Annotated in this window: 12 protein-coding genes and 1 tRNA gene; 7 read left to right on the top strand and 6 right to left on the bottom strand. The window is 63.7% G+C overall.

All coding sequences use genetic code 11. The features are described from left to right. The first annotated feature begins 161 nt into the window (after positions 1 to 161). The 3 genes from LB515_RS00885 to LB515_RS00875 all read left to right on the top strand — a co-directional run bounded on the left by LB515_RS00885 (position 162) and on the right by LB515_RS00875 (position 5,658). Positions 162 to 3,836 (top strand): S8 family serine peptidase, encoded by a 3,675-nt coding sequence (locus LB515_RS00885; RefSeq protein ID WP_224706468.1) that lies wholly within the window; start codon positions 162 to 164, stop codon positions 3,834 to 3,836. Further along, positions 3,829 to 5,352 (top strand): MBL fold metallo-hydrolase, encoded by a 1,524-nt coding sequence (locus LB515_RS00880; RefSeq protein WP_224706467.1) that lies wholly within the window; start codon positions 3,829 to 3,831, stop codon positions 5,350 to 5,352. The genes LB515_RS00885 and LB515_RS00880 overlap by 8 nt, the downstream gene beginning before the upstream one ends. A gap of 135 nt (positions 5,353 to 5,487) precedes the next feature. After that, the gene (locus tag LB515_RS00875) at positions 5,488 to 5,658 is read left to right on the top strand and encodes a hypothetical protein (RefSeq protein ID WP_224532243.1); all 171 of its coding nucleotides are present in this window, start codon (positions 5,488 to 5,490) and stop codon (positions 5,656 to 5,658) included. A 70-nt stretch (positions 5,659 to 5,728) separates the two neighbouring features. Here LB515_RS00875 and LB515_RS00870 read toward each other — a convergent pair whose 3' ends face one another. The 3 genes from LB515_RS00870 to LB515_RS00860 form a co-directional block, all read right to left on the bottom strand. After that, positions 5,729 to 6,970, bottom strand: coding sequence for an acyltransferase family protein (locus tag LB515_RS00870; RefSeq protein WP_224706466.1), 1,242 nt, complete (start codon positions 6,968 to 6,970; stop codon positions 5,729 to 5,731). Between the two features lie 65 nt (positions 6,971 to 7,035). Continuing rightward, positions 7,036 to 7,110 (bottom strand) — tRNA-Val (locus tag LB515_RS00865). A 126-nt stretch (positions 7,111 to 7,236) separates the two neighbouring features. Beyond that, positions 7,237 to 7,917 carry a phosphoglycolate phosphatase gene (locus LB515_RS00860; protein WP_224532291.1) on the bottom strand — a complete coding sequence of 227 codons (681 nt, stop codon included), beginning with the start codon at positions 7,915 to 7,917 and terminating at the stop codon, positions 7,237 to 7,239. Between the two features lie 160 nt (positions 7,918 to 8,077). Here LB515_RS00860 and rpiA point away from each other — a divergent pair, with 160 nt between their 5' ends. The 3 genes from rpiA (at position 8,078) to gor (ending at position 10,902) form a co-directional block, all read left to right on the top strand. Next, complete coding sequence (rpiA, locus tag LB515_RS00855; RefSeq protein WP_095765419.1) at positions 8,078 to 8,773, top strand: ribose-5-phosphate isomerase RpiA; 696 nt, start codon at positions 8,078 to 8,080, stop codon at positions 8,771 to 8,773. A 21-nt stretch (positions 8,774 to 8,794) separates the two neighbouring features. Further along, complete coding sequence (locus tag LB515_RS00850; protein WP_224634109.1) at positions 8,795 to 9,394, top strand: DUF2059 domain-containing protein; 600 nt, start codon at positions 8,795 to 8,797, stop codon at positions 9,392 to 9,394. Between the two features lie 119 nt (positions 9,395 to 9,513). Then, positions 9,514 to 10,902, top strand: a complete 1,389-nt coding sequence (gor, locus tag LB515_RS00845; RefSeq protein ID WP_224706465.1) for a glutathione-disulfide reductase — start codon at positions 9,514 to 9,516, stop codon at positions 10,900 to 10,902. A gap of 54 nt (positions 10,903 to 10,956) precedes the next feature. Here gor and mgtE read toward each other — a convergent pair whose 3' ends face one another. Then, positions 10,957 to 12,321: a magnesium transporter gene (mgtE, locus tag LB515_RS00840; protein WP_224628268.1), complete on the bottom strand. Its 1,365-nt coding sequence runs from the start codon at positions 12,319 to 12,321 to the stop codon at positions 10,957 to 10,959. Between the two features lie 280 nt (positions 12,322 to 12,601). After that, the gene (locus tag LB515_RS00835; RefSeq protein ID WP_224706464.1) at positions 12,602 to 14,491 is read right to left on the bottom strand and encodes an ABC transporter ATP-binding protein/permease; all 1,890 of its coding nucleotides are present in this window, start codon (positions 14,489 to 14,491) and stop codon (positions 12,602 to 12,604) included. 359 nt (positions 14,492 to 14,850) lie between these two features. Here LB515_RS00835 and LB515_RS00830 point away from each other — a divergent pair, with 359 nt between their 5' ends. Further along, positions 14,851 to 15,159: a hypothetical protein gene (locus LB515_RS00830; RefSeq protein WP_224706463.1), complete on the top strand. Its 309-nt coding sequence runs from the start codon at positions 14,851 to 14,853 to the stop codon at positions 15,157 to 15,159. An 8-nt stretch (positions 15,160 to 15,167) separates the two neighbouring features. Here the strand turns inward: LB515_RS00830 and LB515_RS00825 are convergent, their stop codons facing one another. Then, positions 15,168 to 15,848, bottom strand: a complete 681-nt coding sequence (locus LB515_RS00825) for a DsbA family oxidoreductase (protein ID WP_140843327.1) — start codon at positions 15,846 to 15,848, stop codon at positions 15,168 to 15,170. Positions 15,849 to 15,862 lie beyond the last annotated feature (14 nt).

Genomic DNA, 15,862 nt, shown 5'->3' with positions numbered 1-15,862 from the left:
GCATCGGGCGGACCGATGGTTATTTTGGAAGTGTATGGTCTTTGCTTTGCAACCGGCATGATTGCCTAGTCGGCAAATAGATCAACCGAAGTATGGCTGGAACCTTGTCTTGACTGCAGGTGACGGTCGGCCTCATGGTTCATTTTGGGGAGGGGCAGGCCATGGCAGCCGCGAAGGGACTCCTTGTAAAGGTTCGCGGCGACGTCGCGGGGCTCTCGGTCCGAGGCGGCCCGCCCCGGATTGGCGGCATCGAAGCCGAGCCGATCCTCTCTCTGCCTGCCGACGCAAGCGACGGCACGGCCGCGGCCGGGGATCGCGGCGCCACCTGGTTGCGGTTGGCCACGGACGCCGCCGACACAGACAACCCCTGGGACCATGCCCACGATCTTGTCGCCCGGAACCCGGCGCTGGCGGCCGCGGGCGCCGAGGTGCTCGCAATCGAGCCCGATATCGTGCAGCAGTGGGATTACAAGGACAGCGGCGGCGATCGCGGCATGGCGGCAAGCGCAGCTCCGGTCTGTGCATTCGACGATCAGGACCCGCAGGGCGGACAGGCGGTGGTCGCGGGGCGCATCGCCTGGAATGCCGCGCCGGACTTCAGCCAGTTCGCGGCGGCGCGCGAGAAGGTGGGCGCCAAGCAGGCCACCATCACCATCGCCCATCTCGATACCGGTTTCGATCCAGGCCATCAGACCATTCCCGCCGCGCTTCTTACAGCGCAGCAGCGCAATTTCATCGACGACGGGACGGGTCCGAACAACGCGACCGACCACGCTCCGGCCGGCACGCTGACCAGCAATCGTGGCCATGGAACCGGCACGCTCAGCCTGCTTGCCGGCAACAAGCTCGACGGCTCCTCGCCGCACTGGCCGGGCTTCAACGATTTCGTCGGCGGTGCGCCACTGGCGAAAATCCTGCCGGTGCGCATCGCCGACTGGGTGGTGCGGCTGACCACCGGCACCATGGTGCAAGGCATCGACTATGCGCGCAAGCATGGAGCGCAGGTGTTGTCGATGAGCATGGGCGGCCTCGCCTCGCAGGCGCTGGTCGACGCCGTCAACCTTGCCTACGACCACGGTGTGGTCATGGTCACGGCGGCCGGCAACAATTTCACCATCACGCCGCGCAGCATCGTCTATCCCGCGCGCTACAATCGGGTGCTTGCGGCCTGCGGCGTGATGGGCGACGGGCGCGCCTATGCCGGACTCTCCTTCGGCACCATGCAGGGCAATTACGGGCCGCCTTCGAAGATGGATACGGCGCTTGGCGCCTACACGCCGAACGTGCCCTGGGCCGAGATCGATTGTCGCAAGGTGGTCGATATGGACGGCAGCGGCACCTCCGCCGCGACCCCGCAGGTCGCGGCCGCGGCCGCTCTCTGGCTCGCCGAGCACTGGGACGTGGTGAAGAATTACCCTCAGCCCTGGATGCGTGTCGAAGCCGTACGCAAGGCCTTGTTCGCGAAAGCCTTGAAGTCGACGGCCAAGATGAATGCGGCGGAGACGAAGGAGAAGATCGGGCAGGGCGTCTTGCGGGCCTTCGATGCGCTGGGCTTCCCTCCGCCGGCGGCAAACAGCCTGACCAAGCTCGCTCGAGCCACCTATACGTGGAGCTGGCTGGACCTTTTGACCGGAGGGAATTCGTTGGCGGCGCCACCACCGGCGACGCTTCGGCAGCGAACGATGTTCGCGCTGGAACTGATGCAGATGGCGCAAACCACGGCGGCAGTCGACCAGGCGATCGCCGACCCGGATGGCGATCCGGACAAGGTTTCGGCCGCGGCGCGCAACCGCTACCTGGAGGCGGCGCTCGACCAGGGCAATCCGTCGAAGCCGTTGAAGGCCTTTCTGGAAGGATGGCTGGGCCGGCCAGGCGCCAGCGTAGCGGTTCCGGCGCCAGTCATGGGCCCGGCACCGGCCATTAGGCGCAAGCCGCGGCCGCTGCCGCCGCCGCAACGGCGCCTGCGCATCTACGCGCTCGACCCGTCGGTGGCGAAACGGCTGGATTCGGTTTCGGTCTACCAGGCGACGCTTTCGGTGCCGTGGGACGACGAGCCTGCGACCGACAGGCCGTTGCTGCCCGGTCCGATCGGCGAATATCTCGAGGTGGTCGATGTCGACCCCGCGTCCGACCGCGTCTACGATCCGGTCGACCTCAACGACAAGGTGCTGCTGGCGCAGGACGGCCTGCCGCCTTCGGAGGGCAATCCGAAATTCCACCAGCAGATGGTCTACGCGGTGGCCATGACCACGATCGGCCATTTCGAGCGCGCTCTCGGCCGTCGGGCGTTGTGGGCGCCGCATTACGCAGCGGCTCCCGGCCGCACCGGCGATATGACGGTGAAGGCGCATTACGTGCCGCGCCTGCGCATTTATCCGCATGCGTTGCGCGCCGAGAATGCTTATTACAGCCCGGAAAAGAAGGCGCTGCTGTTCGGCTATTTCCCGGCGACCAGCAATCAGGGCGACGTCACCACACCCGGAACGACGGTGTTCTCGTGCTTGTCCAGCGACATCGTCGCGCATGAGATGTCGCATGCGCTGCTCGACGGGCTGCATCGTCGCTTCCAGGAAGCGTCCAACCCGGATGTGCCGGCCTTCCACGAGGCCTTTGCCGATATCGTCGCGCTGTTCCAGCATTTCACGCTGAAGGAACTGGTCGGCTTCGAGATCGGCAAGGCGAGGGGGGAATTGTCGGCCGCCTCGCTGCTTTCCGGTATCGCCAAGCAGTTCGGCGAAGGCAGCGGCCGGGCTGGGCCGTTGCGCGAATATGGCGGCGCCGGCATGGCCGACCTCGACTACGACAAGACCTTTGAGGCGCATGATCGTGGCTCGATCCTGGTTTTCGCTGTCTACCAGGCCTTTCTTGCCATCGCCGACCGACGGACCGACGACCTGATCCAGCTTGCCACCGGCGGCTCCGGCATCCTGCCGGCGGGCACCTTGGATCCGAGCCTGGTCGAGCGCCTCACCGACGAGGTCGCCAAGACCGCCACGCAGATGCTGACCATGTGCATCCGCGCGCTCGACTATTGCCCTTCTGTCGACATCACCTTCGGCGAATATCTGCGCGCCCTTATCACTGCCGACCGCGACGCCTATCCCGACGATCCGCTCCACTATCGCCTGGCCTTCCTGGAATCGTTCCGCAAGTGGAAGCTGTTGCCGCGCGACGTTCGCACCATCTCGGAGGAGACGCTGGCCTGGAGCGCGCCGGAGGATCCGTCGCCGGTCTGGCTGAAGGGCCTGCTCGGCAAGATCGACCTCGGCTGGAACCAGAAATTGAAGCGGGCCGAGATCTTCGCGCTCAACGACAAGAACCGCTATGCGCTGTGGAAGGCGATGCACAAGGCCTTCGCCTCCGATCCGGATCTCTACAAGCAGTTCGGCCTGCTGCCCGACCTGCCGCGCTACAATGAGGACGGCACGGTCATGCATGCGCCGAAGAAAGGCGAGACGACCTTCGACATCTACAGCGTGCGCCCGACGCGCCGCGTCGAGCCGGATGGCTCCTTCCGCGTCGAGGTGGTGGCCGTGATCCAGCAGCGCATTCCGATTGCGCTAGACGGCACGGCGATGCCCCACGGCATGGTCAAGGGCGACGGCTTCTTCTGGTTCCGCGGCGGCGCCACGATCATCATTGATCCGCGCGATGGCTTCGAGGAAATCCGCTACTCGATCATCAAGAACACCGGCAGCGCGGACCGGCAGAAGCGTCAGGCCGGGACGATGGCGGCCAACTATCTCTCGCCGCTGCGAGCGCTCTATTTCGGCGGCGAAGTATCGGAGCCTTTTGCGTTGTTGCATGCCAGCGAAGGAGACGACGACCATGTCTAGAAAGCCGGCGACGAGGACAAGGCCGGCAAAAACGGCTCCCGCGGCAACGCCGGCATCGGGCATTACTGTCAGGCACTACTGCCAAGGCATCGGCGACTGCCACTTGCTGACGTTCAAGAAGCCGGACGGCAAGCCGTTCCGCATTCTCATCGATTGCGGCATTCATGTCTCGATCAAGAGTGGCTCGGCGCTGGTCTCCGACATCGTCGCCGACCTCAAGAAGGAGACCGGCGGCAAGATCGACATCCTCGTCGTCACCCACGAACACTGGGATCATGTCTCCGGCTTCCTGACCGCCAAGGACCTTTTCAAGGATTTTGTCGTCGGCGACGTCTGGATGGCCTGGACCGAAAATCCTGCCGACGCGGAGGCCGCGGAGCTCGACAAGTTCAAGGGCCAGGCGCTGGCGGCCTTGCAAGGCGTGGGCCAGAAGCTCGACGGGATGCAGGGGCTCAGTTCTTACATGGCCGGGGTGCGCGATGGCCTGCAGTCCGTGCTCGGCTTCCAGTTCGGCGCCGCAGGCGAGCGGGTGCGCTCGGCCCGCGACGCGGCGGCAAAACTGTCGCAAAAACCGTCGCCGACCTATTTCGAGCCTGGCGGACCCCCTGTGACGATCGACGCATTGCCGAACCTGCGCGTCTATGTGCTCGGTCCGCCGCGCGACAAGGCGGCGCTTCGGCTGGAGGAAAAGGCGAGCGAGATGTTTCCGCTGGCCAGCGGCGGTCCGTACGCGCGGGCGCTGGCGAGCGGCCTCAAGATCAACGAGGCGGCCGATGCCGGTTACGTCGACGAGCTCAGTCCGTTCGAGCGCAATGTCGGCACGCCGCTTTCCGCGGCCCTCACTGGCGATAAGGGCAGCGACCCGGCCATCGATATCGCCGCCTATGTGCGCAAGCATTATTCCGGGCCGGTTTCGGCCGCGGCATCCATGGAAGACCGCGACCAGTCCTGGCGGCGCATCGACGCCGACTGGATGGGGATCGCCGCCGATCTCGCCATGCAGCTCGATCGCGGCGTCAACAACACCAGCCTGGTGCTCGCCTTCGAATTCATCGACAGCGGCCGGGTGTTGCTGTTCCCCGGCGACGCCCAGATCGGCAATTGGCTAAGCTGGAAGGACCTGAAATGGCCGGTCGGGCAGGGCACCGTCACACCGGCCGATCTTCTGGCGCGCACCGTCTATCTCAAGGTCGCGCATCACGGCAGCCAGAACGCCACGCCGCAGAAACAGGGTTTCGATCTGCTGACGAGCTCTGATCTGTCGGCCTTCATCCCGACCAACAAGGTCGATGCGCTGAAAGTGCACTGGGGCGAGATGCCCTATGACGGCATCCTGACCGCGCTCGAGACGAAGACCAAGGGCCGCGTCATCCGCGCCGATGATCCATGGCTGGCGGACAAGAACGGAAAGCCGGCCTTTGCCGCGCCGTCCGGCTCGGTCCAGGCGGTGCGCAGCGCGCCACGCGATGCGGCACGCGGGCCGGGCGGACTGTGGGTGGAAGTGGATCTGGTTTAGGACCACCGGAACGCCGCCGCGGGGCAGGCGCCAATCAGTCCGGCTTCAAGGCCGATTGCGAAAAATCGAAAACCGCTCTATGGAGCGAGCGGCTGAATGAGGGCGGCCACTCAACACATTGCACAAGGTCGCCCCATGCCCGATCAATTCTCGCGCGTCATCGCCTTCCTTGCCGTGGTCACGGCCCTGCTGTTTGCCGGGCTGCATTTCCATCAAGGACACATCATCGCCACGCTCTATTTCATGACCGGCGCCGTATTGGTGACAGCGGTGACGCATATGAATGTGCGCAGAGGGCTGATCTAGAATCCGGTTGTCGGGCCATCCAAGCAGGTCGAATAGACGGTGCGTGGATTGAATCTGAGACCTTCTGTGTTCACCCACGCTGGACGGCGGCGGGCTGAAGCTTCGAGCGGAGGCGCCATGCCATTGCGTGGCCCAATCGAACGCCTGGACGTTCGACTGCCGTATGCTGCATGTGAGCCAGCGGAGTGATGACGAGGACCGAAAAGGCAAACGAGGCGAGTGCCAGTGTGATAGGAGAAACTCCTGCATTGACGGCCTTTGCGAGTAGCTCAGGCATGTTCCAAAGAGCGATCAGCGCCAATGGGTGCAACAAGTAGAAGCTGAAAGAGATGCGGCCGAAATACCTGGCCACAGCCATCAGACGACCTTTCCGCAACGGAACGCCATAGGCGATCAACGCCGAGATAAAACCCGCGAAAGCCGTCTCGAAAATCACGGACCAGTTGGACCACCATCCAAGCAAGGGGCGCGAGAGTGCGAACCCGGCGACCGCGAGGGCGAGCGACAGGGCCGGACGAGCAAGGCGAGCGACTATCTTCCTTCCATAGGCACAAGCGATCATTCCGGACACGAAGGAGTAGAGGTTCCCTAACGAAACGCCCTTTCCGGGCGTTCCAGACCACTGCCCGCTGAATGACAGGCCGAGCAAGATGAGGGCGGGCAGAACCAGAGCGACAGCGCCCCATCGCCGCCAGGACCAATAGAGCAAAAAAATCAGTGGGGCCGCGATCATTTCGGTTTGGAGCGACCACATCACGCCGTTGATGTCGGTACGTAGCAACAGCGCATTGGCCATCACATTCCTGGTCGTATAGCCCTCGGCCGGCCCAAGCGACATGCCGGTCAGCAGAAACAGTCCGACGAAGATCGCGATGGTTGAAAAGATGGCGGGGTAGATGCGCAGAACGCGTCCTATGAAAAATGGGCCGGCGCTGGCCTTGAGGTCATCCGTCTGCCGACCGAGCATCATCATGAGAACGAAGCCGCTCAGGACAAAGAAAAATACGACCGCGCCGTGGCCGTTCCCGGCTATGCGGAAAGCCGCATCAAGGTAGCTTTGGCTTCGATACGAGCCCTGCACCAAAGAGACCGCTTGCCGCGTCGCATCATAATATGTCGCCTGACCGCAATGAAAGAGCGCGACCATCAGCGCGGCGACGCCGCGAGCTGCTTCGAGGCCAGGTACGAATTCACGGCGCGAGATAGCGATATCCCCCATGTCGCTGACGTTTCCCCGCAATCTCGTCTTGATGCGCTCGGACGGCACCGGGCGGCATCCCCCGAAACCGACTGTGCCCAATTCGAGCCGCATAAGCTCCATTCCCTACGCGCATTTGCGCGGAGGTCGTCATAAGAACTGTGGAAAACCAAGGGAAATGGTGGGCGATGCAGGGATTGAACCTGCGACCCCACCCGTGTGAAGGGTGTGCTCTCCCGCTGAGCTAATCGCCCGCCTTAGGCCCGAAGACCGAAGCGAGCCGCGATATAAGGGAGGCGGGTGCGCGAAGTCAAGGCGATGTGCCAAGCTTCTCGCTCGGACCAGTTTCCGGTTTGTCAGCCGTCCGATCCGAGTCCCGCTCAGCGTGCCGCCGCGATCAACCGCTCGGCCAGTTGCGGCGTCAGCGTGTCGAAATGCGAGATCACCAGAGTTGGCTCGAATTCGCGCACATGGCGGTCGGTGTAGCCGAAATCGACCGCGACCACCGGAATGCCGGCTGCCTTGGCGGTGTCGATGTCGGTCTGCGAATCGCCGATCATCAAGGCGTTCTCCGCATCGCCGCCCGCCAGCCGGATCGTCTCGGTGAGATGGCGCGGATCGGGTTTGCGGAAGGCGAAAGTGTCCTGGCCGCAGATCGCGGCAAAGTAGTTCGACAAGCCCAGCGCGCCGATCAGCGTCGCGGAATTTGCTTCGTATTTGTTGGTGCAGACCGCCATCAGATAGCCGGCGGCCTGGAAACGGTCGAGTGCGGCGACGACGCCGGGGTAGGGGCGCGACTTGCCGGGAATGTTCAATGTGTAATGGTCGAGGAACAGCTTCAGCAGCCGGTCGTGCTCTTCCGCCATCAGCGCCTTGTTCTGCGCGGCATGCGCGCGTTCGATCATCACGCGGCCGCCATGGCCGACGAAGCGTCTGAAGCCGGCTTCGTCGACAGCTGCGAGGTCGCTCGCCGCCAGGCTGTGGTTGAGGCTGTCGAGCAGGTCGGGCGCGGTGTCGATCAGCGTTCCATCCAGGTCGAAGACGATGATCGGGCGGGTCATGGGTGGGTCCTGCGGCAATTGCGTTGCCGCAGCCGATACAGGCTGGCCCAAGTTCAAGCAAGAAGCCTCGATCGGTCCACAGAGCCTTTGAGGGCGAGCCTTTGACGGGACAGGCAAAAATGCTAGGAGGCGCGCGAAACCGGCGAAATCGGGGCTCCCCATGGATGCAAGGCAGTTGAAGGTCGAGGCCGCGCGGGCAGCGCTCGCCCATGTCGGCAGCGGCATGCGGCTTGGCATCGGCACCGGCACCACGGCGGAAGAATTCGTGCGGCTGCTGGCCGAGAAGGTTGCGACCGGCCTCAAGGTCATTGGCGTGCCGACTTCCGAGCGCACCGCAGCGCTCTGCCGCGAGCTCGGCGTGCCGCTGTCTACACTGGAAGAAACACCCGAGCTCGACCTCACCATCGACGGCGCCGACGAGGTCGACCCGGAGCTGACCCTGATCAAGGGCGGCGGCGGCGCGCTGCTGCGCGAGAAGATCGTCGCGGCGGCGTCCGAGCGCATGATCGTGATTGCCGACAAATCCAAGATGGTCGGAACCCTCGGCCGGTTCCCGCTCCCGATCGAGGTCAACAAATTCGGCCTGCGCGCCACCGAGATCGCGGTACGCGCCGCCGCGGCAGGGCTAGGCCTTTCCGGCCCGGTTACATTGAGGATGACGGGAAGCCAGCCATTTGTTACAGACGGCGGCCACTTTATCCTCGATGCATCTTTTGGCCGCATTCCGGATACAAGAGCGCTGTCGAATGCTCTCTTCGCCGTTCCAGGCGTTGTCGAGCACGGTCTATTCATCGGGCTGGCGTCAACGGCCATCATCGCCGGCGGCGACGGTATCGAAACCGTCCATGCAGCCTGAAACCAGGGAGTTCTACCGACTATGATTTTGCCTAAACGAGTTCGCCGCTTTTCGACGCTTCTGGCGGCCTCGGCCGTCCTTGCGCTGTCGTCACCGGTGTTTGCTCAGGACATCAGCGAATCGCATCTGAAGGCCGCGCGCGCGGCTGTCGCGGCGATCCATGCCACGGACTCGTTCGACAACATCCTGCCGCAGGCGGCCGGCGCGCTGGAGTCGCAGCTCATCCAGAAAAACCCCGACATGCAGGAACTGATCGGCAAGACCGTGACCGAGAAGGCGCTTGGCATGGCCTCGCGGCGCGCCGACCTGGAAAAGGAGGCGGCCATGGCCTATGCCAAGGTGTTCTCCGAGAAGGACCTCAACGATATCGCCGCCTTCTACAGCTCCGAGGCCGGCAAGAAGCTGCTGGATAGCGGCCCCGCGGTGACGCGCGACCTCGTCAAGGCTGCCGACATCTGGCAAAATGGCGTTGCCCGCGATCTCGCCCAGCAGGTCGGTGAGACGCTTGCGGCTGCCGCCAAGGCCAAGGCGCCGGCAGCTCCGGCGCCGGCCACCGCCGCACCTGCCGATGGTTCCGCTCCGGCGGACAATTCGGCTCCGGCTGACGATTCGCAGAACTGATCGCTGTCAATCCGCCGACAGCGGCTGGACCACAAAGCCCGGGTTTGCCCGGGCTTTTCTTTTGCCGCTTGGCAGCCTACCTCTGATCCCCGTCTTTCTTATCCGCAGGAGCCCAAGCGATGGCCGCTTATGACTATGATTTGTTCGTCATCGGCGGCGGCTCCGGCGGGGTAAGGGCGGCCCGGGTGGCGGCGGCTCTCGGCAAGCGCGTGGCCATCGCTGAGGAATACCGCTTCGGCGGCACCTGCGTCATTCGCGGCTGCGTGCCGAAGAAGCTCTATGTCTATGCTTCGCAATTTCCCGAGCATTTCGCCGATGCCGCCGGCTATGGCTGGACGGTGCCCGAGGCGAGCTTCGACTGGCCGACGCTGGTCGCCAACAAGGACAAGGAGATCGCGCGGCTCGAAGCGATCTACAAGAAGAATGTCGAAGGCTCCGGCGGCGAGACCTTTCATTCACGCGCAGTGCTCGTCGACACGCACAGCATCTATCTGGTTGCCGAGGACCGCACGGTCAGCGCCGATCAGATCCTGATCGCCACCGGCGGGCGTCCGGCGCCGCATCCGGCGCTGCCAGGCCATGAATATTGCATCTTCTCCAACGAGGCCTTCGATCTCAAGGAGCTTCCGAAGGCGATCATGATCGAGGGCGGCGGCTACATCGCCGTCGAATTCGCCAACATCTTCCACGGCCTGGGCGTCGACACCACGCTGGTCTATCGCGGCCAGGAGATTCTGAGCCGCTTCGACATGGATCTGCGCCGCTCGCTGCACGAGACAATGGAGAGGAAAGGCATCAGGATTCTTTGCCACGCGGTTTCGGAATCGGTGCGCAAGACACCGGAGGGCAAGCTGGACGTGCTGCTGTCTTCCGGCCAAACGCTGACGGTCGATCAGGTGATGCTGGCGATCGGACGTCTCCCCAATACCGAGAATATGGGCCTGGAAGGCGTCGGCGTCGAACTCAGCAAGACGGGCGCGATCGTCGTGGACAAATATTCGCGCACCAATGTCGACAACATCTGGGCGATCGGCGACGTCACGCATCGCGTGCAACTCACGCCGGTGGCGATCCACGAGGCGATGTGCTTCGTCGAGACGGCCTTCAAGGACAACCCGACAGCGCCGGACCACGACACCATTCCGACGGCTGTATTCTCGCAGCCGGAAATCGGCACTGTCGGCCTGTCGGAAGACGACGCAATCGAGCGCTATGCGGATGTCGAGATCTACCGCGCATCCTTCCGTCCGATGCGCCACACGCTGTCCGGCCGCGACGAGAAGATGCTGATCAAGCTGGTGGTCGACGGCGCATCCAGGAAGGTGATCGGCGCCCATATTCTGGGCCCCGATGCCGGCGAGATGGCGCAGCTTCTCGGCATTCCGCTGAAGGCTGGCCTGACCAAGGAGGACTTCGACCGCACCATGGCCGTGCATCCGACCGCGGCCGAGGAGCTGGTGACGATGTACAAGCCGACCTATCGCGTGAAGAACGGCGAACGGGTCTGACCGGATCGTGGGATGCGACGGCCGCCGGCGATGCCGGTGACCGTCAAGACGCTTCTACAAAAGCGTGCCGCGCAGGATCATAAGCGCCACGGAGAAGTAGATGACCAGCCCGGTGACATCGACCAGCGTGGCGACGAACGGCGCCGAAGCGCTCGCCGGGTCGAAGCCGATGCGCTTCAGCGCGAAGGGCAGCATCGATCCCGACAGCGAGCCGAAGGTGACGATGCCGACGAGCGCCGCTCCTACCGTCGCCGCGATCAGCATCCAGTGCGGGCCGTAGTCGTAGAAGCCGAAATACTGCCAGAGCGCGATGCGGCAGATGCCGACGATGCCGAGGATCGAGCCGAGCACCAGACCGGTCGGCAGCTCGCGCAAGGCCACTCGCCACCAGTCGCGCAGCCCGATCTCGCGCAACGCCAGCGCGCGAATGACGAGCGAGGTCGCCTGCGAGCCGGAGTTGCCGCCGGAGCTCATGATCAGCGGGATAAACAGCGTCAGCACGATCGCCTTCTCCAGCTCGCCTTCGTAGCTCTGCATGGCGTTGGCCGTCAGCATCTCGCTGAGGAACAGCGCGCAAAGCCAGCCGGCCCGCTTCTGGATCATGGCGAGGAAGCTCATCTTCATATAGGGCTCGTCCAGCGCCTCCATGCCGCCGAAACGGTGCACATCCTCGGTCGTCTCCTCGATCATCGTGTCGATGATGTCGTCGATGGTGACGATGCCGAGGAGCTTGCCGTGGTCGACGACCGGCAAGGCGAGCAGGTCGTATTTGGAGATTGTCTGCGCCAGGGTCTCGCGATCGGTGAGCGGCGTTACCGTCACCGGCATGCGATCGGGCGCCACCGACAGGATCGAATCCTCCGGATTGCCGGTGATCAGCCGGCGCAATCCGGTCGCCCGCAGTAAAAGATGCGTCTCCGGGTCAACGATGTAGATGGCGTAGATGGTTTCGCGGCTGCGCTCGACCTTGCGGATGTAGTCGAGCGTGCGCCCAACGGTCCAGTCGGAAGGCACGCTGACGAATTCCGTCGTCATGATCGAGGCGGCGCTGCCTTCCGGATATCCCAGAATGGACAGCAGCGTCGCGCGCAGCGGCGGCGCCAAGGCGCCGAGCAACTCCGAGCGGGCCGGCTCGTCCAGCTCGCGCAGGATGTCGGCGGCGCGGTCGACCGACATGGCAGTCAGGAGCTTGCTCGCCTTCGGGCGCGGCAGGGCCTCGGCAAGCTCGGGTGCTGCTTCGAGCTCAGGCTGGTCGAAAATCTCAACCAGCCGCTCGAACGGCACGGCGCAGAGAAGCTCGATGGCTGTCTCGCGGGTTTCGTGGTTGAGGGCTTCAACGACGTCGGCGACGTGATCGTTGGCAAGAACACGGGCGACGGCAACTGCTTCGTCGTCCAGTACGGGTGCGAATTCGTTCATGGCTCACTCCTTGCCGTCCGGCAGGACGTGAGCCGTCAGGTCACGTCAGGGCGGACGGCGGTTGCGTTCGACTGTGACTGTCGCCAGGCATGGCGGGTTGACCTTTCTGCTCGCGGGGTTCGAGTTTGAATTTGGCGAGCGGGCGCAACATAGGAGCGGTTTTTGCCGAGTCAATCGCGAAGGGCGCCGAAAAGGGACGCGGGCAGGCCGGATCGCGAGACTGTGATCGAAGACAGACCAAGCGGGGCTACGGTCGCCGGTCAAGGGCTTGGTAGGACTGCTATTTCTGCTTCAGCCGGCGGAAGCGCAGCCACTTTTCCTCGACCGGCCGAGGCTGGGCGAGAATGGTGGTGAGCTCGCGCGGCAGGCTGGGCGCAAGCGGCTTCTTGGTGGCCACGCCGTCGGCAATCGAAACCACGCTGTGGTAGAACTCCTCACCGGACAGCGAGCGCGGCGCCACCGCCTCGTGCATGACGCTGATCACGGTGACGTTCGGGCAATTGTCCTTGATCGCCTGGTGGAAGGCGATCTTACCTTCGGGATCGAGTGCGCCGGTCGCTTCGTCGAGGAATAGAAGTCCCGGCTGCTGCAGGATGATGCGCGCGACCACCAGCTTCTGCTTCTGGCCGCCCGAAAGCACCTGGTCCCAGATCTTGCCCTCGCGGCTCTCGTCGGCCAGCTGCCCGATGAAGTCGCCGAGGCCGGCCTTGTGCAGGGCCGCGGCAACCTGCGTGTCGCTGTGATCGCTCTCTGAACCCGGCAGGCAGACGAGCTGCTTCAGCGAGACCTGCTGCAGCTTTACCTCCTGAGCGGCGTAGAAGCTCGTCACGCCCTCCGGGAAGACGATGGTGCCGCGGCCATATGGCCACAGGCCGTTGATAGCCTTGATCAGCGAAGTCTTGCCGCAGCCGGATTCGCCCTTGAGGAAGGTCCATTCGCCGCGGCGGAAGCGCAGATTGGCGGCGCTGAGGAAAGGCGTCGCGTCCTCGCCCTGATGCGCCAGCTCGAGCTTCTGGATGGTCAGGCCGAACACCGGGTTCTGGGTGGCGTAGCCGAAGTCGGAGCGGCCGGTCTGCTGATAGAATTCGCGCGGGTGCTGAACGTTCTCGATGGCGTCGGCGAGCTCGGTGACGCGCTGGCTGTTGGCCCTGAGCGTCGCGATCGCCGGCATCACATGGATGAACCACGAGCACTGGCTGATCAACTGGGCGACCATTTCGGAGCCGGTGATGTAGCCTTTGTAGTCGAGACGGTTGTGGATGAACGACACGAGGCCCGGGGCGTAGGCAACGATTCGGGCGCCGACGAAATTGTAGATCAGCTCGAACGACGTGTAGCTGGTGTTGACGATATTGAGTCGCCCCCACGTCTTGTCGATGTCGACATAGAGCCTGTCATGCATCGACTTTTGCACGCCCTCGCCATGCGAGGCGGCGACGTGGAAGCTGCGGCGCAGGAATGTCGTCAGTTCGCTGCGGTAGCTGCCCTCGGCCTGCTGCATGCGCACGTTGAGCCGCTCGAGCAGCCGCCCGAGCTTAACGGCGATCCAGGTGTTCAGCGGCACGTAGATGGCGACGGCGAGGAAAGCCAGCACCGCGGTGCCGTAGCCGCCGAGGAATTCCAGGCCCTTGACCTCGACCGAGGACCCGATCAGGTTTTCGCCGATGAAATAGAGCGAAGTCGCGACACCCAGCACGCCCATGGCAAGCCCGATGGCGCCGCCGGTCATGTCCTTGATCGATTCCTGGATGCGCTGGTCGATGTTGTCCGGAGCGACGATGCCGCCGGCCGCCGAGCCGTGCTGCGCATGAAAATGGGTATGGTTGCCGTCGAGCAGCGCCTGGTTGAACTGGCTGTTCAGCCAGCCCCGCCATTTGCGGTGCAAGGTCGTTGAAACGAGATTGCGCACGCCGGTGAAGCCGGCATCCTTCAGCACGACCAGCAGCACCAATATGCCGGCATTGGTCAGAATGGTCCGCAACGGGTGGGTGTTGGCGGCGTCGTGAAGGAAGGCGATCGAATTGCCCAACTCGCCCAGTGCCAAGGCGAACCAGACGCCAGCCTTGCTGGACAACGCCGTCAGGAGCGCGATGACGAATGTGAGGGTCCAGGCTTCCTTCCACCGGTCGGAGAACCAGTAGGCTCGCATCAGCCCCCAGAATGTGCGCATCGACGATACCGGCGTCAGCGACGAGGTCTTTGCCTCGTTGGATGTTTGCTCCGGTACTGTTCGTTGCGGTCTACCGACCCCAGTCACGATCCCGCCCAAACCTTTCTTAGTTTTGTTACACAGGGTAACACCAATTGATCATTTTCCATTAATTTTCTGCCAACGAATGTGAACAGGGTTACTCGCCGTGGCATCAGGGCAACAGAAAGGCTGCGCCGGGCGATCGCTACTCGCGGCGATTTCATCTTGTATTTCAGTTTGCTAGAGCTGTTTTTGCCAGCCGGCGGCAACCTTCCCTAAGGGAAGTGGAAAACACGGGTTTGTGAAGGAAAAAAAGTGTCCGCAGGCCGCGATGGCTAATGGCGGTGACCGGAATGACCGAAAATTTGCCGCCCGTGAGCTACTCAGGGTTTACCCGATTCGTCCTTTCCGGAGGCGCTGAAATGGCCGGAAATGGTCTTGCTGGCAGCGTCGTATCTGTCGAAGACGATCTCGCCGCTGCCGAAACGGACATGGCCTCCCGGCGATCAGGGCTGTTGCGGCGAGCTGACCAAGCTTGGCTACGGCAACAGCTTCTTCCTGAGCAAAGCCAAAGCGACCGCGAAAACAGGAGGACAATTTTCAGGAAAGCGCGCGGCGGTCAGGTCGGCGGCTACGGATCGCGCTGACGGAACATTCAGTTCGCGGTTTCGAGCTCGCCGCGCGCCTTGGCCTGGGCCACCTGGCGGATGGCGTCGGCAAGCGTGTCGGCATCCTGCGCGCCCATCACGGCATATTTGCCTTCGAGCAGGAAGCAGGGCACGCCGGTGATGCCCATGCGCGAAGCGGTGGCGATCTCGTTGCGGACGGCCTCAACGTCGGCGTCGGTCGGCAGCAGCGTCTCGACCACCGACGCATCCATGCCGGCCTCGCCGGCGGCCGTAACCAACACGGCATGGTCGCCGATGTTCACACCTTCCTCGAAATTCAGCTGGAAGAGGCGGCGCACCAGCCGGTTCTGCACGTCCTCGCCGGCTGCGCCCGCCCAGCGGATGACGCGGTGCGCGTCGAGGGTGTTCGGCGCGACCTTGATGGCGCCAAAGGCAAAGCTGATGCCCTCGGCTTCGCCGAGCGGCTCGATGCGCGCGTGGATCTGATGGATACGCTCCTCGCTGCCGAACTTGCCGAGCATGTATTGGCGGCGATCCATGCCGGCTGGCGGGATGGTCGGATCGAGCTGGAATGGCCGCCAGCGCACGCGCACGTCGATGTCGCTTGCAGAAGCGATGGCCTTGTCCAGCCGCTTCTGGCCGATGAAGCACCAGGGGCAGACGACATCGGACACAACATCGACGGTGATGGTGTTCTTGGCGCTCATGCTCGTCTCCTGTT

Origin of the sequence: Mesorhizobium sp. CA15, assembly GCF_020165215.1 — a bacterium.
Classification (GTDB): domain Bacteria; phylum Pseudomonadota; class Alphaproteobacteria; order Rhizobiales; family Rhizobiaceae; genus Mesorhizobium.
The sequence above is the reverse complement of the archived record's forward strand: the minus strand, read 5'-3'. Positions and strand labels throughout refer to the sequence as shown.

What these genes read in the sequence shown, in the direction of transcription:
- LB515_RS00870 (WP_224706466.1), bottom strand. Translation starts at nt 6,970, where the DNA reads ATGCGGCTCGAATTGGGCACAGTCGGTTTCGGGGGATGCCGCCCGGTG.
- LB515_RS00880 (WP_224706467.1), top strand. Translation starts at nt 3,829, where the DNA reads ATGTCTAGAAAGCCGGCGACGAGGACAAGGCCGGCAAAAACGGCTCCC.
- gor (WP_224706465.1), top strand. Translation starts at nt 9,514, where the DNA reads ATGGCCGCTTATGACTATGATTTGTTCGTCATCGGCGGCGGCTCCGGC.
- LB515_RS00875 (WP_224532243.1), top strand. Translation starts at nt 5,488, where the DNA reads ATGCCCGATCAATTCTCGCGCGTCATCGCCTTCCTTGCCGTGGTCACG.
- LB515_RS00885 (WP_224706468.1), top strand. Translation starts at nt 162, where the DNA reads ATGGCAGCCGCGAAGGGACTCCTTGTAAAGGTTCGCGGCGACGTCGCG.
- mgtE (WP_224628268.1), bottom strand. Translation starts at nt 12,321, where the DNA reads ATGAACGAATTCGCACCCGTACTGGACGACGAAGCAGTTGCCGTCGCC.
- LB515_RS00825 (WP_140843327.1), bottom strand. Translation starts at nt 15,848, where the DNA reads ATGAGCGCCAAGAACACCATCACCGTCGATGTTGTGTCCGATGTCGTC.
- LB515_RS00835 (WP_224706464.1), bottom strand. Translation starts at nt 14,491, where the DNA reads ATGCGCACATTCTGGGGGCTGATGCGAGCCTACTGGTTCTCCGACCGG.
- LB515_RS00850 (WP_224634109.1), top strand. Translation starts at nt 8,795, where the DNA reads ATGATTTTGCCTAAACGAGTTCGCCGCTTTTCGACGCTTCTGGCGGCC.
- rpiA (WP_095765419.1), top strand. Translation starts at nt 8,078, where the DNA reads ATGGATGCAAGGCAGTTGAAGGTCGAGGCCGCGCGGGCAGCGCTCGCC.
- LB515_RS00830 (WP_224706463.1), top strand. Translation starts at nt 14,851, where the DNA reads ATGGCGGTGACCGGAATGACCGAAAATTTGCCGCCCGTGAGCTACTCA.
- LB515_RS00860 (WP_224532291.1), bottom strand. Translation starts at nt 7,917, where the DNA reads ATGACCCGCCCGATCATCGTCTTCGACCTGGATGGAACGCTGATCGAC.